This window comes from Nocardioides panacis, assembly GCF_019039255.1.
GTDB classification, from domain to species: Bacteria; Actinomycetota; Actinomycetes; order Propionibacteriales; family Nocardioidaceae; genus Nocardioides_B; species Nocardioides_B panacis.
In genome coordinates, this window is record NZ_CP077062.1 from 4,561,783 (window position 1) to 4,583,818 (window position 22,036).

The window sequence follows — 22,036 nt, forward strand, 5'->3', positions numbered from 1 at the left end:
CCGCTGCTGGGGGGGGACCCTCGGGCAGGACCCGGTACGTCGCCTGTGCGCGGACCCGCTCGGGCACGGCGTGGGCGAGCTGCTCGGCGAGTGCCTGTCGGACGCCGGGGCCTGGCGGCTGGACCTGCTGCAGTCGAAGTTCAAGCCGGGCCGCAAGCTGACCGCCTACTACCGCCTGGCGCCCGCCCGGCCCTCCCCGCCGACCGCCGGCGAGGACGGGGTCCGCGCCCGGCACCTGGCCGTCACCTGGTCCGTGGACCGGCAGCCGGCGGCGTCCGCGATGCCCGGGACCGGGCGTCCCCAGCCACCCTTCGAGCGGCTGGTCACGGCCTCCGAGGACGGCCGGATCGTCGTCCGCATCTGCCCCGACGACCCGGCGATGCCGCAGCTGCCGCGGCTGGCCGACCCCGGCCACCTCGCCGGCCTGGTCGCGGACCTGTGCGGGCGCCGCTTCGCCACCCGGCAGCTCACGGTCGACACCGTGCGGTACCGGCCCGGGCAACGTCACGTCGAGCGGGTCCGGCTCGACGGCCACCCGTGGATGTACGTGAAGACGGACCGGGACTGCTCCGGTGCGCGCGCCGTCGCCGTCGCGACGTACCTGCGCGACCTCGTCGGCCAGCACCCCGTGCACGCAGCGGTCGCGCTGCCGCTGGGGTACGTCGCCGAGGACGCCGCGGCCCTCTGGTGGAACGTGCCCGGGGTGCCGCTGTCGACGCGGCTGCGGGCGCCCCGCGCGGACGGATCGGTGCGGGCGGTCGCCCAGGCCGGCCGGGTGCTCAGGGTGCTGCACGAGAGCCCGACCGGGCCCGAGTCGTTGCGGGACAGGGGCGGGCCGGAGGCGGTGCACGTCGAGGCGGAGGAGACGCTCCGGGCCGGCGAGCACGTGCGGGCGCTGCTCCCGGACGTCGGCCCGGCCTACGAGGACGCCGTCGAGCAAGTGGTCGAGGAGCTGGACCGGATGCCGGGGGAGGCCGCGGTCGTCAGCCACGGCGACTTCAAGTCGGACAACCTCGTCGTCGGCGACGACCGGCTCACGGTCCTCGACCTTGACCGGGCGGCGTGGGCGGACCCGGCGAGGGACCTCGGCAAGCTCCTGGCGGACCTGCACTGGTGGTGCCCCGACCCGTCCGCCGCCACCGTCCTCGGCAGGTCGTTCCGCGAGGGGTACGGCGCCTGCGACCCGGCCCGGTGGGGCCGGGCCCGGCTCTGGACGGCGCTGTTCCGGCTCCGGATGACCGCGCGCCGCCTCCCGGTGCACGACGTCGACTGGGCCGACCGGGCCCGCGGCGGGGTCGCCGACGTCGTCGAGGGCCTGCGGGCGTCGCGAGGCTCCTGATGGCCGGACCAGCGACGCTCGACACCTCCACGGCCCGCCGCCTCGCGAGGCTCGACCCCGCGCTACGGCTGCTGCCGCACGCGCTCCCCGCGGCCTGGACGACCGCCCCGTACGTGCTGCACGACCTCCAGTGGGCACCCGGCGAGCGGTGCCGGCTCGTCGTGCGGCTCCGGGACCCGAGCGGGGCCGGGACGTTCGTGTCCGTCGACGTACGGCCGGACGGCTGGTCGCGCCACGACTACCGCGACGACGCCGGGCTGCCCGGCCTGCCGGGCGCCGCGGACCCCGAGCAGGTGTGCGCCCTGCTGGCGCCGCGGCTCGACGGCCCGGTCCGCACGTGCCGGGTCGAGGCGGTCCGCTACCGGCCGGGTTCGAGGTGCGTGCTGCGCTACGACGTCCGGACCGGGACGACCTGGACGGCCCTGTACGCCAAGGTCCTGGCGCCCGCCCCGTTCGTCGAGGCGGTCCGCGTGCAGCAGGCGCTGGCCGCTCCCGTCGACGACCGGCCGGTGCTGGTGCCGCGGCTCGTGTCGGTCTGGCCGGACCAGCAGACGATGGTCGCCGAGGCGGTGCCCGGGAGCTCCGTGTCCACGCTGATCGCCGGACCGGGGACGACGGAGGGTGGGCGGCTGCGCGTCGCCCACGACCTCGGCGCCCTGCTCGCCGCCTTCCACGCCCACCGGGCCGCTCCCGCGCGCCGGTGGTGCCCGTCCGAGCAGCTCGCCGCGCTGGAGTCCCTGCTCGCCGCCGCCCGGGTCTGCGACCCCGCCACGGCCGACCGGGCGAGCCAGCTGCTGGACCGGCTGGCCTCCCGGCCTCCGCCGCCCCCCGCCGAGGTGCTGGCGCACGGCGGCTTCCGGGCAGGGCAGGTGCTCCGCTCTCCCGCGGGGCGGCTGGTGGTCCTCGACACCGACGGCGCCCGCAGGTCGGACCCGTGCGCGGACCTGGGCACCGCCCTGGCCCACCTGCGCTGGTGCGCGGTGCGCAGCCCCGGCCGGCGCACCACGCTGCTCGGGGCGGAGCAGGCCTTCCTCTCGGGGTACGCCGCCGGGGCCGGCGACCCGGACCCGGCGGCGCTCGCGTGGTGGCACGCCGCCGGGCTGCTGCAGGTGGCGTTGCGGCGCTATCGGCGGCTGGAGGTGGCCGCGTGGGGACGGCTGCCCGCGCTCGTCGACGCAGCCTCGGACCTGCTGGACCGTCACCGCCACCCGGGAGCGTCGACGGTGGCCGACCCGCTCGACGTCCGGCAGATGACCCGGGTGCTGCGAGAGGCGGTGACCCGGCGCGCGGGGTGCGGGACGCCCGTCGTGGTCGAGTCGGCCACCGAGCTCCGCTCCGCGCACGGCGGGCGCAGCGTCGTCCGGTACTCCGTGCGGGGTCTCGACGGTGCCGCGCCGGTGTCGGTCGTCGCCAAGCGGTTCACCGAGCAGCGGCGCGCCCAGCTGCTCTACGACCACCTCGGCCAGCTCGACGCCGGGCCGTTCGCCGACGGACCGCTCCGGGTCCCCGCCCCGGTCGCCTGGGTCCCCGACCTGCGGCTGGTCGTCTACCGGCACTGCGAGGGACTCCCGCTGCACCGGCTCACGCCGCCCGCGAGCGCGGTGCACGGCGCCCGCCGGGCCGCGCGGTGGCTGGCGCGCCTGCACGCGTCCGACGTACGCCTGCCGCGGACCCTCTCGCTGGACCAGGAGGCGCGCAGCACCCGGGAGTGGGCGTGGCTGATCGGCGACCGTCACCCCCGCCTGGCCGCGCAGGCCGACGAGCTCGCGCAGGCCTGGCTGGCCGCGGCCCGGGCCGCCACCGGGGTGACCGTCGTGCCGATCCACAAGGACTTCCACCCGGGGCACGTGCTCGTCGGCGGCGACCTCTCGGTCATCGACCTCGACGAGGCGCGGAGCGGCGACCCGACCTTCGACGTCGCGCACTTCTGCTGCTACCTCGGGCTGCTGTCCCCGGACGGGGGCGGAGCCGCCCGGGACGCCTTCCTCGCGGAGTACGTGGGAGCGACGGGCTGGCGGGACCCCGGCAGCCGCGGCGCGTTCTCCGCCTACACGTGGCTCAAGATCGCCAAGCAGTACGCCGTCGGCACCGGACCCCAGCAGCCCGTCCCGGCCGCGCGGCGTGCCGACGAGGTCGGGCGAGCGCTCGCCGAGGGGGCGCGATGCCTGAGCGGGTGATCTACGTGGTCCGGAGCTGGCCCCGGCTCTCGCAGACCTTCATCGTGAACGAGGTGCTGGCACTGGAGCGCCGGGGGCTGGAGCTGGTCGTCTGCAGCCTGGTGCGCTCCGGGGAGGTCATCGTCCAGCCGCAGGTCGCGGACGTGCGCGCCGAGGTGCGCTACCTCGACGACCTCGAGCACGGTGCGCGCAGCGTCCGCCGGCAGCTGGCCTCGTGCGTCCGCGCGCCGGTCCGGTCGCTGCGCGCGCTGCTCGAGTGCCTGCGCCACCCGCGGCTGGCCGCCGGGTACGGCGAGTGCTCGGCGCTCGAGTGCCTCCGGCACGCGACGTCCCTCGCGGCCGTCGTCCGGGAGATCCGCGCGCACGGCGACGAGCCGGTCCGGGTGCACGCGCACTTCGCCCACGACCCGGCGCTGGTCGGGATGCTCGCCGCCCGGCTCACCGGCGTCCCCTTCAGCTTCACCGCGCACGCCCGCGACCTGTTCGAGATCCCCCCGGAGAGCCTGGCGGCCCGGGCCCGGGAGGCGACCGCCGTGGTGACGTGCTGCGCGGTGAACGCCGCCTACATCGAGTCGGTGGTCCCGCCCGGGGACAGGCCGCCGGTGCGGGTGATCCACCACGGCGTCGACCTGCGGCGGTTCGCGCCCTCGGGGCACCCGGCCCCGGGCCCGGTCCCGCTCCTGGTGTCGGTGGGCCGGCTGGTCGAGAAGAAGGGGTTCCCCGACCTGCTCCGCGCACTGCGCCTGGTCAAGGAGCGCGGGCTGCGGTTCCAGGTCCGCGTCCTCGGTGACGGACCGCTGCTCGGTGAGCTGGTCCGGCTGCGCGACGAGCTCGGCCTGACCGGCGACGTCGAGCTGCCGGGGGCGGAGGACAGCGACGCCGTCGTCCGGGCGCTGCGGGACGCCACCGCGTTCGCGCTGACCCCGCGGGTGCTGGCCGACGGCGACCGGGACGGGATCCCGAACGTGCTCGTGGAGGCGATGGCGTGCGGGCTGCCCGTGGTGACCACCACCGCGGGCGGGATCACCGAGCTCGTCGCGCACGACGTGAACGGCCTCCTCGCCGAGCCCGGGGACGTCCCCGGCATCGCCGACTCGCTCGCCCGGGTGCTGACCGACGCGGGGTCGCGGACCAGGCTGGGCGCGGCCGCCCGGCAGACGGTGGAGCGGGGCTACGACACCGACGAGGCCGCCTCCTGCCTCGAACGGGTGCTCAGGGCCGGCGCCCCGGTCCCGGAGGCCGCCCGATGACCACCGCGCCACGCGGTCTCGCCGGGCCGGCCGCCGCCCTGGGACCGGCACGACCCGAGGCGGACCGGTTCGCGGAGATCCTGCGCCCGCGGGTGATGGGTCCACGGCTGGCCGACGCGCTCGGCGGCCGGGTGCGCACCTGCCACGTGCTGGATGCGAAGTACGAGCCGGGCGTCCGGGCGACCGTGCTCTACGAGCACGACGGGGCCTGGGTCCGCGGCGACCTCGTCGCCGAGGGCGACGTCGGGGTCGGCCGGGCTCTCGTCGTGGCGCCCGGGCTCCGGATCAGCGTCTTCCCGGAGGACCCGGACCTGCCGAGGCTGCCACGGGTCATGGACCCCGCCCACCTGGGGCCGGCCCTGGCCGACGCCCTGCGGGGCACGGCGCTGCCGGACGCTCCGCACGGCGTCCGGTGCCGCACCGCGCCGATCCGCTACCGGCCGGGCAGACGCGTCACCCTGCGGGTCGACCTCGTCGGTGCGGCCGGTGCGGCCGGTGCGTACGTCGCGAAGGTCTACCACGACGCCCGGAAGGCGGCCGCCGTCGTCGCGGAGGCGCCGGCCCTGGCGGAGCACGCCGGCACGTGCGACGTGCTCCGGATCCCCGCCACGGTCGCCCACCTGCCCGCGGACGGCGTGGTGGTCCAGGCAGCCGTGGCCGGCCGACCGCTCGAGGCGCTGCTGGGCCGGTCCCTCGCCACGCCCGGCGGGGTGGCGGCGGCGACGGAGGCCACGGTGCGCACCGCCCGCGCGCTGGCCGACCTGCACCGGATGCCGCCCGACACCGGGCGGGCGCGGTCGGCCGACGCCGAGGTGGAGCGGTTCGCCCACCGTGCGCTGGGCGTCGCCGGTGCCGATCCCCGGACGGGCGCCGCGCTCGTGCGGCTCGCGGACCGGCTGCGGACCGCCCGGGAGCAGGTGCCGGGCGCCGTCCCGGGCACCGTGCACGGGGACTTCAAGCCGAGCCAGGTGCTGCTGGGTCGCCGGCACGTGCTGCTGATGGACCTGGACCACCTGGCGGTGGCGGACCAGGCTATGGACGTGGGCACGTTCCTCGCCTCGCTCCGCCAGCTCCCGCTGCGGAGCTCGGGCGCGGACCCGTGCCGCCTGGGTGAGGTGCTCCCGGTTCTGCGAGCAGCGTTCCTGGCGTCGTACCTCGAGGCCCGGGGGTGCGAGGTCTCGCCTGCCCGGATCGGCTGGCAGGAGGCGGTAGCGCTGGAGCGCAAGGCGCTGCGGGCCTGGGCGCGGGCGCCCGGTTCGCCGGTCGCGCTCGTCCTGGCGGGAGAGGCGGAGGCCTGCCTGGACGGCCTCACGGAGACGCCATGAGCCACGTCGCGACGACTCCTGGAAGCGACCGCGCGGGCGACCTGCGGCGCACGCTGCGCATCTTCCAGCAGTTCACCGGCAGCAGGAAGCCCTACGTCGTGGGCTTCCTGCTGCTGACGATCGAGTCCGCCACCGCGGTCGTCGAACCCTGGCCGATCTCCTACCTGGTCGACTTCCTGCAGGGGAACAAGCCCCCGCTCACCACGCCGGGCTCCTCGGCGGGACTCCTCTCGGAGCGGGTCACCACCATCTTGGTGCTCACGGTCGCGATCCTGCTGCTGGCCGCGGCGAACAGCGCCGCGGACTCGCTGACCGAGGTCAGCCTGGCTCGCGCCGGTCGGTCGCTGGGCTACCGGATCCGGGTCGCGATGTACTCCCACCTGCAGCGGCTCCCGCTGGCCTACCACGACAAGCGGCGCACCGGAGACGTGCTCACCCGGGTGACCGGCGACGTCCTGGTCCTCGAGGACTTCGTGGTGAAGTCGGTCAGCAACATCGTGGGCAGCCTGATGGTCCTGGTCGGCAGCTTCGCCTTCCTGCTCTACCGGTCGTGGCAGGTGGCGGTCGTCGCGATCGTGGTGATCCCGCTGCTCGCCGTGGTGTCGAACCACTACTCGCGCCGGATCAAGGTCGCGGCCAAGACGCAGCGCACCCGGGAGGGCGAGCTCGCCTCGACGACGCAGGAGATGCTCACCTCGATCCGGCTGGTGCAGAGCTACGGGCGGGGCGTCGTCGACCTGGCCCGGTTCTCCGGCCAGACCGAGCAGAGCATGCAGGCGTCCCTGACGTCCGCGAACATCCAGGCGCGGTTCAGCTTCGCCATCGCGCTGCTGGAGGCGCTGTGCATCTCGGCGGTCATCTGGCTGGGGGTGTGGCTGGTCGACCACGACGCCATCACCGTCGGCACCCTCGTGCTGTTCGTCCTGCTGCTGCAGAACATGTTCCGGCCGGCCCGCAAGATCGTCGGTGAGTGGTACAAGGTCGGCAAGGTCTTCGCCAGCGTCGACAGGATCGTGGACCTCCTGGACCGGGAGGTGGTCGTCCAGGACGCCGTGGACGCCGTGGTGGCCCCGCCGCTCAGCGGCCGCCTCGCGTTCCGGCACGTCGGCTTCACCTACCCCGTCGAGCGCGAGGACGGGACCAGGAGCGCCGGTCGCGCGACGGTGCTGAAGGACGTCGACTTCGAGGTCTCGCCGGGCGAGGTGGTGGCCCTGGTGGGCCCGAGCGGCGCCGGCAAGAGCACCATCGCCGGGCTGGTGCCGCGGCTGTACGACACCGACGAGGGCGAGGTCCTCGTGGACGGTCGGCCGGTGCGGTCCCTGACCCTGGAGTCGCTCCGGGCGCAGGTGAGCGTGGTCCTGCAGGACACCGTGCTGCTGACCGGCACCGTGGCCGAGAACATCGGCTACGGGGTCGTCGAGGCCGACGACCGGGACATCGAGGCGGCGGCCCGGCTGGCCAACGCCCACGACTTCATCATGGCGATGCCCGAGGGCTACGCCACCCAGCTGGGCGAGCGGGCAGCCACCCTGTCCGGGGGCCAGCGCCAGCGTCTGGCCATCGCCCGGGCGTTCATCCGCAAGGCGCCGATCCTGATCCTCGACGAGCCGACGACGGGGCTCGACCGCGAGTCGGCCGACGTCGTGGTGCAAGCCCTGCGCAGCCTGATGAGCGAGGCGACGACCATCGTCGTCTCGCACGACCCCGCGCTGGTCGCGTGCGCGGACCGCGTCCTGCGGGTCTCCGACGGCCGGGTCGTCGAGGACGAACGCCGCGAGCCGCCGCCGGACCTCCTGCAGCCGCCGGTCGCGAAGCCGGTCGGGCAGCCGGTCGGGCAGCCGGTCGGGACCACCCCGGCGCCGTACGTCGACCGGCCGGCCGCCGACCCGCTGCTGCGCCCGCTGCTGGCCCGGCTCCCCGGCGTCGCACGGGCGCTCGACGTCGACCTCGTCGCGGACCGCATCCGGCGGGACCTGCTGCGTGAGGGCGCGCAGATCGAGCGGATCACGGCGGAGAAGCACTGGATGGCCGCGGACGGCACCTTCGGGCTCCGGTACCTCGTGCGGGCCGGCGCCGAGCGCGGCGACGAGCCCGACGAGCTCCAGGTGAGCGGTCGCGTGCACCGGGACCCGGCGTCCGCGCGGGCGTCCCTGGTCGACCTGTCCACGTCGCGGGCGGGGCCGTGGCGACGCCCCACCGCGGTGGTGGAGAAGGCGGGGCTCGCGCTGACCGGGTTCCCCGTGGACGCGGACCTCCCCACGCTGGCCCGTGCCATGGGGGCGGGGGCGTTGCGGGGGTTCGCCCCCACCCGGACCGGCGCGGGGCCGTCGGTGGAGGTGGCCCACCGCCCGCGGGAGGGCGCGTGCACGCTGCGGTACCGGTTCGTCTCGGGGCGCGGCCCGTCGCACGGCCAGCCCCGGCGCACGCTCTACGGCAAGGTCTACCCGGACGACAGCGGGGCGCGGGTCGACGGGTACCTGCGCGCACTGGTGCGGGACCGCGGCAGACGGCTGCCGTTCCCGGCGCGGTTCCCGACGTCGGTCGCCTACGTCCGGGGCATGCGCCTGCTGGTCACGGCCGAGCTCGCGGGCGAGGCGGTCGTGCCGCGGCTGCTCAAGGCCGCCCTGGCGCCGACCGGCGACTCGACCGCGCCGGCCGGCACTGCCCTGCACGCCGCCGTCCGGGACTCGGGCCGCGCGCTCGCGTCGCTGCACGCGGCACACGTGGCCAAGGCGCCGGTGCGGCTGCCGCGGGACGAGCTGGCCACCCTGCGCCGCGACCTCGACCTGGTCGCGGGGGTCTGGCCGGACGTGGCGGCCCGGGTCGTCAGCGGCGACTGGGCGTCGAGGGACGCGCCTGAGCCCGCGCAGCTCGTCCTGTCGCACGGGGACTTCACGCCGTCGCAGGTGCTGCTGTGCCCGGGGCGCACGCCGGCCGTGCTCGACCTCGACACGCTCTGCTGGGCCGACCCGGCGCAGGACCTCGGCCGCTACCTCGCCCACCTCCTGCTGCTGGCCGGCAGGTACGGCGACCCGGCCCCGGGCGACACGCTCGAGCGCCTGGCCCAGGAGCTGGTGGGCGGGTACCTCGAGGCGTCCGGCGGCACCGGGCCGTCCCCGGACCCGGAGCGCATCACGTTCTTCATGACCACGTCGCTGGCCCGGGCGGCCCTCAACTCCTGCCGCCAGCTCAAGAGCCACCGCCTCGAGCTCGCCCTGTCCCTGCTCGACGACATCTAGGCAAGGAGCACCGCCCGTGACCACCACCTACGACGCGACCTCGGTCGTCGCATCCCTCGCCGCCTTCGGCCGGCTGCCCGAGTGGCTGGCCGCCGGGATGGACGCGCCGCGGCTCTGCGCGGGCCTGGCCCGCCGGGTGCCCGAGCTCCGCGACGGACGGCTCCGGCTGCTCGCCTGCTCGCCCGAGCGGTTGCGCGCCAAGGACGACGAGTGGCGGGCGCGCTACACGGTCGTGGTCGCGGAGCCGGGAGGTGCGCCGCGCGACGTCGTCCTCGTCGGCAACCTGTGGCCGCCCGGACGGCAGCCGACGCCGACGGAGGGCGACCCCGAGGTCCCCTTCGGCGATCCCGGGTGGCGGTGCGCGCTGCCCGATCCGAGGCTCGACCTGCAGGTGCAGACCGCGGACGACGCGCTCCCCGCCCTGCCGCAGCTGGCCGACCCGACCCGGGCGGCACGACTGCTGGAGCCGGTCCTGCGGGACGCGGGCTACCGGGACGCCACGATCGCCACCTGCGACCCGGTCGTCGTGCGCTACAAGCCCGGGAGCCGCTGCACGGTCGTGGTCGGCCTGACCTACGCCGACCGGTCGACCGACCCGGTGCCGCCGGACCGGGTCGTCGTCAAGACCCACCACGGCGACAAGGGGGGAGTCCGCGTGGGAGGCGATGAACGCGCTCTGGCAGCCCCCACGACCGTGGGCCGCGGCCGTGCGGCTGGCCGAGCCGCTGGGATACCTCGCGGACGAGCGGATCCTGGTGCAGGGCCCGGTGCCGGGGGACCGGCTCCTCAAGGACCTGGCCCGGGAGGCGATCGTCGAGACCGGCGACCGGCTCGACGCGTTCCGGGTGCAGCTGACGGCCACCGCGCGAGGGCTCGCCGCGGTGCACCGGTCGGGTGCGTCGTACGGGCGGACGGACACGCTCGAGGAGGAGCTGGACAAGGTGCGCGAGGTCGTCGAGAGGCTGGCGACCAGCGTGCCCGAGCTGGCCGCCGCCGCACGACCGCTCGTCAGCCGCCTCACCGAGCTGGCCGCGGACACCGACCCGGACCCGGTCGTGCCGTCGCACCACGACTTCCGGCCGGCCCAGGTGCTGCTCGACGGGGACGACGTCGCGTTCGTCGACTTCGACGGCGCCTGCATGGCCGAGCCCGCGCTCGACGTCGGCAGGTTCCGCGCCAAGCTGCGGGACACCGGCATCTCCGCGTTCGGTCCCGACGCCCCGGTGCCGTCCCCGGAGTGGGTCGAGGCGAACCTGGCGCTCGTCGACGACTTCTGCGAGCAATTCCTGGCCGACTACCAGAGATGGACGCCGGTCTCGCGCGACCGCGTGCTGCTGTGGGAGACCTGCGACCTGCTCACGACCCTGCTGCACGCCTGGACCAAGGTGCGGGTGGCCCGCGTCGAGCAACGGCTCACCCTGCTCGTGCACCAGATCGGCACCGGCGGACTCCTGGACCGGGACGCGCCACGGTCCTGAGGCCGCGCCACCGACGTGCGAGGGTGGCGGCGTGCACCGCAACCTCTACGACCCGGTCCTCCGCATCGAGCGCACCCTGAGCCGGATCCGCTCGGCGACGTACGTCGACCGGCATCCCGTCGCGGTCGAGGTGCAGCACCTCGCCGGCGAGCCCGAGCCGTTCGCCGACGTCGTACGACGCCCGTTCGAGCCGTGCGAGGTCGGCCTGGCCTGGGGGCCCGCCTGGTCCACCAGCTGGTTCCACCTGACCGGCGACGTGCCGGCGTCCCTGCGCGGCCGGACCGTCGAGCTGCACGTCGACCTGGGCTTCACCGCCGCGACGCCCGGCTTCCAGGCCGAGGGGCTGGCCTACGCCGCGGACGGCCGGGTCCTCAAGGGCATCGAGCCGCGCACGTCCTACGTCCCGGTGACCGGCGACCGCGTCGACGTCTACGTCGAGGCGGCCGCCAACCCCACGGTCTTCGTCGCGGGCTTCCCGCGGACCCCGCTGGGCGACGTGCTGACCGCTCCCCGTGACCCGCTCTACCGGCTGGCCCGGGCCGAGCTGGTCGCCGTCGAGACCGAGGTGCGCGCGCTCGGCCACGACGTCGAGGTGCTGCTCGGCACGGTCACCTCGATGCTCGAGGGCGACCCGCGCCGCGCCCGGGTGCTCACCGCGCTCCAGGCGATGGCCGACGGGCTCGACGTGAACGACCTGGCCGGGGGCGCCGCCGCGGCCCGCGGACGGCTCGCCGACGTCCTCGCCGCACCCGCCAACGCCAGCGCCCCGCTCGTCTCGGCCGCCGGCCACGCGCACATCGACTCGGCCTGGCTGTGGCCGGTCCGCGAGACCATCCGCAAGTGCGCGCGCACCTTCGCGAACGTCCTCGCGCTGGCAGAGGAGCACGAGGACCTGCGGTTCGCCTGCTCGTCGGCGCAGCAGTACGCCTGGATGCAGCAGCACCACCCCGACCTCTTCGAGCGGATCCGGGCCGGCGTGGAGTCCGGCCACTTCGTGCCCGTCGGCGGCATGTGGGTCGAGTCCGACACGAACCTGCCCGGCGGCGAGGCGCTGGTCCGACAGCTCGTGCACGGCACCCGGTTCTTCGCCGAGGAGCTCGGCGTCGAGACCGACGAGGTGTGGCTGCCCGACTCGTTCGGCTACACCGGCTCGCTGCCGCAGATCGCCCGGCTGGCCGGGAAGAAGTGGTTCCTCAGCCAGAAGATGTCCTGGAACCAGACCGACGACTTCCCGCACCACACGTTCTGGTGGGAGGGCATCGACGGCACCCGGGTGTTCACGCACTTCCCGCCCACGGACACCTACAACGCCGAGGTGACGCCGGCCGAGCTCGCCCGGGGGATGTCGGAGTTCCGGGAGGCCGGCCCGGCCTCCCGCTCGCTGCTGCTCTTCGGGTACGGCGACGGGGGCGGCGGCCCGACCCGGGAGATGGTCGAGCGGGCGCACCGGTTCGCCGACCTCGAGGGCATGCCCCGGGTCCGGCTCGAGTCGCCGGCGGAGTTCTTCGTCGGCGCCCAGGAGGAGTACGCCGACGCGCCGGTGTGGTCCGGGGAGATGTACCTGGAGTACCACCGCGGCGTCTACACCTCGCAGATCGCGATGAAGCAGGGCAACCGCCGCACCGAGCACCTGCTCCGCGAGGCCGAGCTGTGGTGCACCCTGGCCACCCTGCGCACCGGGGCGGCCTACCCCTACGACGAGCTCGAGCGGCTCTGGCGCTCGACGCTGCTGCTGCAGTTCCACGACATCCTGCCGGGCAGCTCGATCGCGTGGGTGCACCGCGAGGCCCGCGCGACCTACGCCGAGCTGGCCGGCGCGCTCGAGACGGTCATCGGCACGGCGCTGCGCGCGCTGGCCGGCGACGGCTCGGTGCCGGTGGCCTTCAACGCCTCCCCGTTCGCCGTCGACGGGGTGCCCGCGCTGGGCGGCGGTCCGGTCGCGCCCGCGGGTGCGGCGACCACGCTGACCGCGGGCGAGGCCGGCACGATCCTGCAGAACGAGCACCTCCGCGTCGAGGTGGACGCCCGCGGCCTGGTCGTCTCCGTCCTCGACCTGGCCGCCGGCCGCGAGGTGCTGACCTCCCCGGCGAACCTGCTCCAGCTGCACCCCGACACCCCGAACCGGTTCGACGCCTGGGACGTCGAGGCCTATGCCACGCACCGCGTCACGTCCCTGCACGACGCGGTCTGCCTGGACAGCCGGCTGCTCGACGACGGGACGGCCGAGCTGCACGTCGTACGCACCGAGGGGCCGTCCACGTTCGACCAGTGGGTGCGGCTGGCGCCGGGCAGCCGCCGGGTCGACTTCGAGACGACGGTGGACTGGCAGCACGACGAGACGCTGCTCAAGGTGGCGTTCCCGCTCGACGTGCACGCGGACCGCTCCACCTCGGAGATCGGCTACGGCCACGTGCACCGCGCGACGCACACGAACACCGGCTGGGACGCGGCGCGCTTCGAGATCTGCGCGCACCGGTGGATCCACGTCGGCGAGCCGGGGTACGGCGTCGCGCTGGTCAACGCCGGCACCTACGGCCACGACGTCGCGCGCTCCCGCAGCGGCGAGCGCCGCGGCCCGAGCCCGACCACGGTGCGGCTCACGCTGGCCCGCAGCCCGCGCTTCCCGGACCCGGACACCGACCGCGGCACGCACACGTTCCGCTACGGGCTGGTCGCTGGTGCGGAGCTTCCGGCCGCGGTCGAGGAGGGCTACCGGTTCCACCTGCCCACCCGGTCGGTCCTCGGCGCCCGACCCGTCGAGCCGGTGGTCCGGGTCGTCGCGGGGCACGCGGTGGTCGAGGCCGTGGAAGCTGGCCGAGGACCGCAGCGGCGACGTCGTGGTGCGCGTCTACGAGCCGTACGGCGGTCGCAGCGACGTGCTGCTGCGGCCGGGGTTCGACGTCGCGGACGTCCGGGTCACCGACCTGCACGAGCACGACGACGAGGTGGCCGCGACGCTGTGCCCGGTCGACGTACGGGAGGACGGGGTGGCCCTGCGGCTCGGACCCTTCCAGATCGTCACCCTCCGCTGGGTGCGCCGACCGGTCGCCTAGAGCAGCTCCACGTGGTCGCGGTACGGGTCGAGGCGGGCGTCGGAGACGTCGAGCTCGGTCACCATCAGGTCGATCCCGTCCCAGGGCAGGCATCGCGCCGCGGCGCCGGTCCCGAGCTTCTGTGAGTCGGCCGCCATCACGACGTGGTCGGAGAGCTCGGCCATCAGCCGCTTGATCTCGCACTCCTCCGCGCTGAACTCGCTCGTCCCGAAGGAGGGGTCGACGGCTGCGCTGGAGAGGAAGGCCCGGGCGAACGAGAACTGCTTGAGTGCGGCTGACGCGACGGGGCCGATGAGGCTGCCGGCGTTCGGGTCCTTCTGCCCACCGGTCAGGTAGGCGTGCACCCGGAGGTTGCGCGTCAGGGTCAGGAAGGTCTCGATCCCGTCGGTCACGACCGAGAGGTTCTCCGCGTGCGGCATCGAGCCGGCCAGCACCGAGATCGTGGAGGAGGCGTCCATGCAGATCCCGACGCCGCCGGAGGGCACCAGCGCGGCGAGCTTGCGGGCGATCTCCTGCTTGGCCCGCCCGGCCCGGTGCTCGCGGGCCTCGAAGTTGGCCGCACCGCTCACTGCACCGCCACGGACCCGACGCACCAGGCCGTCGTCCTCCATCGCCTGGAGGTCGCGCCGGATGGTCATGGTGCTGACCTTGAACCGCGAGGCCAGGTCCTCGATGCGCAGGCTGCCCCCTGAGCTGAGCAGCTCGGCGAGTGCCTGCCGTCTCCCCTCGAGGTCGACGGTGCTCCGAACCACCATGGGCGCTCCCTGCGGGCGTGTTGTGTGTTGTGAACATTGACATGAAACCACAAGCCTGGCTCGGGCGACAGTGCAGGAAGTCCCCAGGTCAGCGGGTCTCCAGGAGGCCGAGCAGCAGCAATCTGCCGGGTTTCGGGGTGGGATTATCGAGCGAACCTCTTGACGGCGAACGTTGGTACGTGTGAACTTCTCACCAATGAACATGTGACGTGCGCCGCACGTCGGAGGAGAGGAGAGGCCGTGACCGCAGCACTCGAGTGTCATGAGCTGACCAAGTCGTTCGGCGGGGTACCCGTGCTGCGCGGGGTCTCGCTCTCCCTCCAGCCGGGCACCGTCACGGCGCTCGCCGGTGAGAACGGCGCCGGCAAGTCCACGATGATGAAGATCGCCTCCGGGCAGGTGCGGGCGGACTCCGGGCGGATCCTGATCGGCGGGCAGCCGATGGCTCACGCCGACGCCCATGCGGCCCACCGCCAAGGGGTGGCGATCGTGCCGCAGGAGCTGGCACCGATCCTGGACATGAAGGTCTACGAGAACCTGTTCCTCGGGCGGGAGATCCGCACCCGGGTCGGGCTGCTGGACCGCCGCGCGATGGTCCGCGAGGCCAAGGAGCTTCTCGAGGTATTCGGGGTCGACATCGACCCCCAGGCCTCCATGCGGAGCCTGGCCGTCGGACTGCGCCAGCTGGTCGAGATCGCCAAGAACTCCAGCGGGGGTGCCAAGGTGCTGCTGCTCGACGAGCCCACCTCGGCCATCTCCGAGCGCGAGGTCGGGCGGCTGTACGACGTCGTCAACACCTTGCGCGACCAGGGAGTGGCGATGCTCTACACCACGCACAAGATGGAGGAGATCCGGGCTCTCGCCGACCAGGTCGTCGTGCTGCGCGACGGGCGGCTCGTGATGGACCGTCCTCTCGAGGAGGTCGGCGACGACGACATCATCGAGGCGATGATCGGCCGCGAGCTCGAGGACCTCTTCCCCGACGTCCAGCCGGCCGGCGTCGAGCCGGGGCTGGAGGTCTCCGGGCTGCAGGTCCTCGGGTCCCCGCAGCCTGTCGACCTGTCCGTCCGTCGCGGCGAGATCCTCGGCCTCGCCGGGCTGGTGGGCGCCGGCCGCACCGAGCTGCTGGAGGCCGTGTTCGGCGTGCGACGCAGCACGGCGGGAGAGGTGAGCGTGGCCGGCAGGCCGGTGCGCCGCAACTCGCCGGCCGGCTCCATCGCGCGCGGCATGGCCCTGGTCCCGGAGGACCGCAAGGGCGCCGGCGCAGTGCTGAGCATGAGCGTCCTGGACAACGGGTCGTTGCCCCGGCTGAGCAGCTTCACCGTGGGCGGCTGGCTGCGGCAACGGGCCCGCGGGCGGGCCGTGGGGGAGGCCATGGCTTCGGTCAACCTGCGGAGCCGGGGGATGTCCCAGCAGGTTGGCACGCTCTCGGGCGGCAACCAGCAGAAGGTCGTCCTGGCCCGCTGGCTCACCGAGCACGTCGACGTCCTGCTCCTGGACGAGCCCACCCGTGGGGTCGACGTCGGTGCGCGCAGCGAGATCTACCGGATCATCACCGAGCTCGCCGCCGCGGGCATGGCCGTGGTGATGGCCTCCTCCGACATGCCGGAGGTGCTCAGCCTCTCCCACCGCGTCCTGGTGATGAGGGAAGGCGGCGTCGCCGGTGAGCTGGACCGCCAGGCACTGTCCGCGCCCCACGTGCAGGAGACCGTGTTCCGCCTCGCGGCCGGCCTCGAGACCTCCCCCGCCACCGCCCCTTCCCGTGCCGCCACCCTCCAGGAGGAAGACCGATGACCACCCAGACAGCCCCCGAGCAGGGGACGGCCAGCTCCGGCGCGGACCGGGGCGGTCCCGCCCAGCGGTTCAGCGCCGAGTGGTTCCGCGACCAGCTCATCCGGCACGCCATGGTGGTGGTGATGGTGCTGATCATCGCCTACTTCAGCTACCGCAGCGCCCGGTTCAGCACGCCGGACAACCTGCAGACGATCGCCATCGCCGCGGCCCCGTTCGCCCTCATCGCGCTCGGCCAGACGCTGGTGATCCTCACCGGGGGGGATCGACCTGTCGGTCGGCAGCGTCATCGCCGTGAGCGCCATGGCCTCCGCCGCCGTGGTCAAGGGCCACCCGGACCAGCTCTGGCTCAGCGTCCTGGTGGCCCTCCTGGTCGGACTCGCCGCCGGTGCCGTCAACGGGTTCCTGGTCGCCAGGATCAACGTCCCGCCGTTCATCGCGACGCTCGGGATGCTGACCACCGCCTCTGGGCTGGCCTACGTGATCGGCCACGGCGCACCCATCAACGGGCTCCCGAGCGACTTCGGGAAGATCGCCAACAACCAGGTCCTCGGGCTGCAGATCCCGGTGATCGTGATGATCGTCGGCATCTTGGCCCTGGCCCTGGTGATGGCTCGCACGTCGTACGGCATGCGCATCTACGCCGTCGGCGGCAACCCGGTCGCCGCCCAGATCGCCGGGGTCAAGACCGGTCGCATCCTGTTCAGCGTGTACGCCATCAGCGGGCTGCTGGCCGGCCTCTCGGGCGTGATGCTGGCCTCCCGGGTGATCTCCGGTCCGCCCAACCTCGGGCAGGGCTACGAGCTGGACGCGATCGCGGCGGTCGTCATCGGCGGCGCCAGCCTGCTCGGTGGGCGCGGCAGCATCTGGGGCACCGCGCTCGGCCTGCTGCTGATCCAGACCCTCAACAACGGCCTCGACATCCTGATCGTCCCCGCCTACTGGCAGAGCGTCATCAAGGGCGTCCTCATCGTCGCCGCCGTGGCGGTGGACGTCTGGTCCGCCAAGCGTCGCGTCTAGCCGCACCAAGCGGCGCCTGTCTCGCCACTCCTCTCTCGTCACTCCTCCGCGCCACCCACTCACAACCAGATGGAGAATGCTGTGCTCAACCGTCCCCTGCGAAACCTCGCACTGCTCGCCACGGGCCTCACCATGATGCTCACCGCCGCCTGCGGCGCCGGTGACCCCAGCGCCGACGCCGGATCCGGCGGCAAGGACCGTCTGCGGGTCGGCGTCAGCGTCTACGACATGTCCTCGTTCATCACCGCCGGCAAGGCGGGCGTGGAGGCCTACGCGAAGGCCAACGACATCGACATCCTGTGGAACTCCGCCAACCTGGACGTGAGCACCCAGGCCAACCAGGTGGACCAGTTCGTCAACGCCGGCGTCGACGCGATCATCGTCGTCCCCGTGCAGGCGGACTCGCTCGGCCCGCAGGTGGCTGCCGCGAAGGCCAAGGACATCCCGTTCCTCGCCGTCAACGCCGGCCTCAACAGCGACGCGCTCGCCGGCACCGTGCTGCCCGACGACGTGAAGGCGGGCGAGCAGGAAATGCAGATGATGGCCGACGAGCTGGGCGGCAAGGGCAACATCGTCGTCCTGCAGGGCCCGCTGGGCCAGTCCGGGGAGCTCGACCGGACCAAGGGCATCGAGAACATCCTGGCCAAGAACCCGGGGATGAAGATCCTCGCCAAGGACACCGCCAACTGGAAGCGCGACGAGGCGGTCAACAAGATGAAGAACTGGATCTCCAGCTTCGGTGACCAGATCGACGGGGTCGTGGCGGAGAACGACGACATGGGTCTGGGTGCCCTCCAGGCCACCCGCGAGGCCAAGGTGAAGCTGCCGATCGTGGGCGTGGACGGCATCGAGGACGGTCTCAAGGCCGTCAAGAACGGCGACTTCATCGGCACCAACCTGCAGCACGGAACCGTGGAGCTCGCGGCCGGTGTCGCCGTCGCCGCCAAGATCGCCCGCAAGGAGCAGGTCGACGTGAACCCGGTCTACCTGATGCCCGAGGTGACCAGCAAGAACGTCGACCAGTTCATGGAGCACGTGGTCACCGACCCCGACGGCTTCCTCGAGCAGCTGCCCGCCCTGATCGACAAGAACCTCCAGTCCGGCGACATCGCGAACGAGAACGGCTGACAGTGCCTCCGGGGCCGGCCGAGCGGACTCGGCCGGCCCCACCCTCGCCCCGTGACCTCGGTCCGGGCCGACCACTTCTGAAGGGATTCCCATGAGCACCATGCGAGCCTGCGTCCTGAGGTCGCCGGGCGACCTCGTCATCGAGGAGCGGCCCGTCCCCGACCCCGCACGCCACGAGGTCCAGGTCCGGGTCACGGCCGTGGGCGTCTGCGGTTCGGACGTGCACTACTTCCAGCACGGTCGCATCGGTGACTTCGTCGTCGAGAGCCCGATGGTGCTCGGGCACGAGTCGGCCGGCGTCGTCATCGGGGTCGGCGCGGACGTCGACCCGTCCCGCATCGGCCAGCGCGTCTCGCTCGAGCCGGGGGTGCCGGACCTGACCTGCGCGCAGTGCCGGGCCGGGAAGTACAACCTGTGTCCCGGGATGCGCTTCTTCGCCACCCCGCCGATCGACGGCTCGCTCGCCGAGGTGGTGACCCTGCACGCCGGCTTCGCCTACCCGGTGCCCGACTCGATCAGTGACGACGCCGCGGCCCTGCTCGAGCCTCTCTCGGTGGGGGTCTGGGCGAACCAGAAGGCCCACGTCGGGCCGGGCAGCCGGGTCCTGGTCACCGGGGCCGGCGCCATCGGGTTGGTTGCGGCCCAGTGCGCCCTCGCCTTCGGAGCCCAGGAGGTGGTGGTGGCCGACATCAACCCGCACCGGCTGGAGCTCGCCCGCGAGCTCGGTGCCACCGCGGTGCTGGACTCCGGTTCCGGGAGCGTGGCCGACAGCGGCTTCGAGCCGGACGTCCTTCTCGAGTGCTCCGGACACTCCGGGGTCACCGACGAGGGCCTCAGGTCGTTGGCCCGCGCCGGGCGTGCGGTCCTCGTGGGCATGGGCGGCGACGAGCTCGCCGTTCCGTTGGGGGTGATCCAGAGCCGGGAGATCCAGCTGACCGGCACCTTCCGCTACGCCAACACGTGGCCGACGGCGATCGGGCTCGCCGCCTCCGGGCGCGTCTCGCTCGATCGGCTCGTCACGGGCCACTTCCCGCTCAAGAGTTCCGAGGACGCCTTGCTCGCGGCCACCGTCGACGCTCGCGCAGTGAAGTCGATCATCAACCCTCAGCACTGACCCCGGCGCCTCCCGCCGGCAGAAAGGACCTTCGATGACGCGTCTGTACGACGATCCCCATCGGTTCACCGATGACATGCTGGAAGGTTTCCTGGACGTTCACCGAGGGTCCGTCGTGGGCGTGCCGGGAGGCGTCGTACGTGCGCACCAGACCCCGGCCGACAAGGTCGCCGTGGTCGTGGGCGGCGGGTCCGGTCACTACCCGGCGTTCTGCGGGGTCGTGGGGCACGGGTTCGCCGACGGCGCGGTCGTGGGCAACATCTTCACCTCCCCCTCGGCCGAGGACGCCTACGAGGTGGGGCGGGCCGCCGCGTCCGGGGCCGGGCTGCTCTTCAGCACCGGCAACTACGCAGGCGACGTCATGAACTTCACCTTGGCCCAGAAGCGGCTGGCCGACGAGGGCGTCGACACTCGCGTGGTGTTCGTCACCGACGACGTCGCCAGCGCGCCGGTGGAGGAGAAGCACAAGCGACGCGGGATCGCCGGTGACTTCGTGGTCTTCAAGGTAGCCGGTGCGGCTGCCGAGGAGAGGTACGACCTCGACGGTGTCGAGCGGGTCGCGCGTCTCGCGAACGACCGGACCCGCACGCTTGGCGTCGCCTTCGCGGGCTGCACGATGCCGGGCGCAGACGAGCCGCTCTTCACGGTCCCCGACCGGCGGATGGGCGTCGGTCTCGGCATCCACGGCGAGCCCGGTGTCGGCGAGGACGAGCTGCCTCGAGCAGCGGTCCTCGCCCAGCGCCTGGTGGAGGGCGTGCTTGCGGAGCGACCGCCTGGCTCGGGCCCCAAGGTCGGGGCGATCCTGAACGGACTGGGGACCACCAAGTACGAAGAGCTGTTCGTGGTCTGGCGCACGGTCTCCCGGCTGCTCGCCGAGCAAGGACTGGAGGTCGTGGAGCCGGAGGTCGGCGAGCTGGTCACCAGCCTGGACATGGCGGGATGCTCACTCACCCTGGTCTACCTCGACGACGAGCTCGAGCGCCTGTGGCGAGCCCCGGCGCAGACCCCCGCCTACCGCAAGGGGGCGGCCCAGCCGTCGGCCGCGCCGCTCCGCTCGACCCAGCACACCACCTTGCCCGACGCGCCGGCGGCGACGCTGGTGCCCGGGTCAGAGGCCTCCCAGCGGTGCGCCCGCGTGGTCGTGGCGGCGCTCGAGGCCATGCAGGGCGAGCTGGTGGGGCACGAGGAGGAGCTCGGTCGGATCGACGCCGTCGCCGGAGACGGCGACCACGGTCGCGGCATGGCCAAGGGGATCAGCGCGGCCGTCGACGCGGCACGCGAGGCCGTTGCCCGCGGCTCGGGAGCGGCAACCGTGCTGGGTGCGGCCGGAGACAGCTGGGCCGCCCGCGCGGGTGGGACGTCGGGCGTTCTCTGGGGAGCGGCGTTGCGCAGTTTCGGCGCGCGTCTCAGCGACCAGGCGCAGCCTGCGCCGGCGGACGTGGCCGCGGCAGCTCGAGCCGGGCTCGAGGCGATCCAGCGTCTCGGCGAGGCGAAGCCGGGCGACAAGACGATGGTGGACGCGTTCCTGCCCTTCGTGGACGCGCTCGACGAGTCGCTCCGCGACGGCGTCGGTCTCGCCGAGGCCTGGACCGGCGCGGCCGACCTCAGCGCCGAGGCAGCAGTGGCCACGGCCGCTCTCCGGCCCCGGCTGGGCCGGGCCCGGCCGCTGGCCGAGCGCAGCGTCGGCACGCCGGACGCGGGAGCGACGTCGTTCGCCCTGTGCGTCCGCGCGGTGGCACCCTTCCTGGCCACGACACCGTGACCCGGTCACAACCAGAACGAGGAAGGTCTTCTTGATGACTGCCAAGTGGCGGATCGCGGTCGGGAGCGACGATGCCGGTCTCGCGTACAAGGAGGTGCTCAAAGGAGTCCTCCGGGACGACGCGCGGGTCCTCGAGGTCGTGGACGTCGGCGTGGGCGAGGACGATCAGACGCCGTACCCGCACGTCGCGGTGGCGGCGGCCCGGCTGGTGGCCGAGGAACGCGTCGACCGGGCCCTGTTGGTCTGCGGCACGGGACTGGGAGTGGCCATCAGTGCCAACAAGGTGGCGGGTGTGCGGGCCGTGACCGCTCACGACAGCTTCTCCGTGGAGCGGTCGGTGCTCAGCAACAACGCCCAGGTCCTGTGCTTCGGACAGCGGGTGATCGGCCTGGGCCTCGCGCGCCGGCTGGCCCTCGAGTGGCTGGACTACCGCTTCGACGAGTCATCGGGCTCGGCGACGAAGGTTCGCGCGCTCTCGGCGTACGAGCTCGGCAACGGCGACGCGGACCGCGCAGACACGCTGCGCGACGACGAGGAGCTGGCCAGAACCCCGCGTCCCGATGGCGTGCGTGGGTGACCGAAGTGACGACAGGTGAGGAGCGCTC

At 73.8% G+C, this 22,036-nt stretch carries 14 protein-coding genes and 1 pseudogene; 14 read left to right on the forward strand and 1 reads right to left on the reverse strand.

Annotated features, from left to right (window positions below):
• The first annotated feature begins 70 nt into the window (after positions 1 to 70).
• The 8 genes and pseudogenes from KRR39_RS22220 (at position 71) to KRR39_RS25345 (ending at position 13,861) form a co-directional block, all read left to right on the forward strand.
• Positions 71 to 1,339: an aminoglycoside phosphotransferase family protein gene (locus tag KRR39_RS22220; RefSeq protein WP_216939538.1), complete on the forward strand. Its 1,269-nt coding sequence runs from the start codon at positions 71 to 73 to the stop codon at positions 1,337 to 1,339.
• Positions 1,339 to 3,516 (forward strand): phosphotransferase, encoded by a 2,178-nt coding sequence (locus KRR39_RS22225; RefSeq protein WP_216939539.1) that lies wholly within the window; start codon positions 1,339 to 1,341, stop codon positions 3,514 to 3,516. The genes KRR39_RS22220 and KRR39_RS22225 overlap by 1 nt, the downstream gene beginning before the upstream one ends.
• Positions 3,501 to 4,766, forward strand: a complete 1,266-nt coding sequence (locus tag KRR39_RS22230) for a glycosyltransferase family 4 protein (protein ID WP_216939540.1) — start codon at positions 3,501 to 3,503, stop codon at positions 4,764 to 4,766. The genes KRR39_RS22225 and KRR39_RS22230 overlap by 16 nt, the downstream gene beginning before the upstream one ends.
• The gene (locus KRR39_RS22235; RefSeq protein ID WP_216939541.1) at positions 4,763 to 6,091 is read left to right on the forward strand and encodes a protein kinase family protein; all 1,329 of its coding nucleotides are present in this window, start codon (positions 4,763 to 4,765) and stop codon (positions 6,089 to 6,091) included. Before KRR39_RS22230 ends, KRR39_RS22235 begins: the two co-directional genes overlap by 4 nt.
• Positions 6,088 to 9,330 carry an ABC transporter transmembrane domain-containing protein gene (locus tag KRR39_RS22240; RefSeq protein ID WP_216939542.1) on the forward strand — a complete coding sequence of 1,081 codons (3,243 nt, stop codon included), beginning with the start codon at positions 6,088 to 6,090 and terminating at the stop codon, positions 9,328 to 9,330. Before KRR39_RS22235 ends, KRR39_RS22240 begins: the two co-directional genes overlap by 4 nt.
• A gap of 665 nt (positions 9,331 to 9,995) precedes the next feature.
• Positions 9,996 to 10,808, forward strand: a complete 813-nt coding sequence (locus tag KRR39_RS22245) for a phosphotransferase family protein (RefSeq protein WP_216939543.1) — start codon at positions 9,996 to 9,998, stop codon at positions 10,806 to 10,808.
• Between the two features lie 130 nt (positions 10,809 to 10,938).
• Positions 10,939 to 13,380, forward strand: a pseudogene (locus KRR39_RS25340) (alpha-mannosidase); the annotation flags it as partial.
• Positions 13,381 to 13,648: 268 nt separating this feature from the next.
• The gene (locus KRR39_RS25345; protein ID WP_254185782.1) at positions 13,649 to 13,861 is read left to right on the forward strand and encodes a glycosyl hydrolase-related protein; all 213 of its coding nucleotides are present in this window, start codon (positions 13,649 to 13,651) and stop codon (positions 13,859 to 13,861) included.
• On the opposite strand, the gene KRR39_RS22255 is transcribed toward KRR39_RS25345, so the two are convergent.
• On the reverse strand, positions 13,858 to 14,616 hold the full coding sequence (locus KRR39_RS22255; protein WP_216939544.1) for a DeoR/GlpR family DNA-binding transcription regulator: 759 nt from the start codon (positions 14,614 to 14,616) through the stop codon (positions 13,858 to 13,860). The two genes, KRR39_RS25345 and KRR39_RS22255, sit on opposite strands and share 4 nt — an antisense overlap.
• 240 nt (positions 14,617 to 14,856) lie before the next feature.
• Between KRR39_RS22255 and KRR39_RS22260 the strand changes: the two genes are divergently transcribed.
• The 6 genes from KRR39_RS22260 to KRR39_RS22285 all read left to right on the forward strand — a co-directional run bounded on the left by KRR39_RS22260 (position 14,857) and on the right by KRR39_RS22285 (position 22,008).
• Entirely contained in the window at positions 14,857 to 16,410 is a 1,554-nt protein-coding gene (locus KRR39_RS22260; RefSeq protein ID WP_216939545.1) for a sugar ABC transporter ATP-binding protein, read from the forward strand.
• A 267-nt stretch (positions 16,411 to 16,677) separates the two neighbouring features.
• Positions 16,678 to 17,427 carry an ABC transporter permease gene (locus KRR39_RS22265; protein ID WP_302053607.1) on the forward strand — a complete coding sequence of 250 codons (750 nt, stop codon included), beginning with the start codon at positions 16,678 to 16,680 and terminating at the stop codon, positions 17,425 to 17,427.
• A gap of 81 nt (positions 17,428 to 17,508) precedes the next feature.
• Positions 17,509 to 18,555, forward strand: coding sequence for a substrate-binding domain-containing protein (locus tag KRR39_RS22270; RefSeq protein WP_436972009.1), 1,047 nt, complete (start codon positions 17,509 to 17,511; stop codon positions 18,553 to 18,555).
• Positions 18,556 to 18,646: 91 nt separating this feature from the next.
• On the forward strand, positions 18,647 to 19,669 hold the full coding sequence (locus KRR39_RS22275; protein ID WP_216939547.1) for an NAD(P)-dependent alcohol dehydrogenase: 1,023 nt from the start codon (positions 18,647 to 18,649) through the stop codon (positions 19,667 to 19,669).
• A 34-nt stretch (positions 19,670 to 19,703) separates the two neighbouring features.
• Positions 19,704 to 21,431: a dihydroxyacetone kinase family protein gene (locus KRR39_RS22280; protein WP_216939548.1), complete on the forward strand. Its 1,728-nt coding sequence runs from the start codon at positions 19,704 to 19,706 to the stop codon at positions 21,429 to 21,431.
• Between the two features lie 34 nt (positions 21,432 to 21,465).
• Positions 21,466 to 22,008 carry a ribose-5-phosphate isomerase gene (locus tag KRR39_RS22285; protein WP_216939549.1) on the forward strand — a complete coding sequence of 181 codons (543 nt, stop codon included), beginning with the start codon at positions 21,466 to 21,468 and terminating at the stop codon, positions 22,006 to 22,008.
• The last annotated feature ends 28 nt before the right edge of the window (positions 22,009 to 22,036 follow it).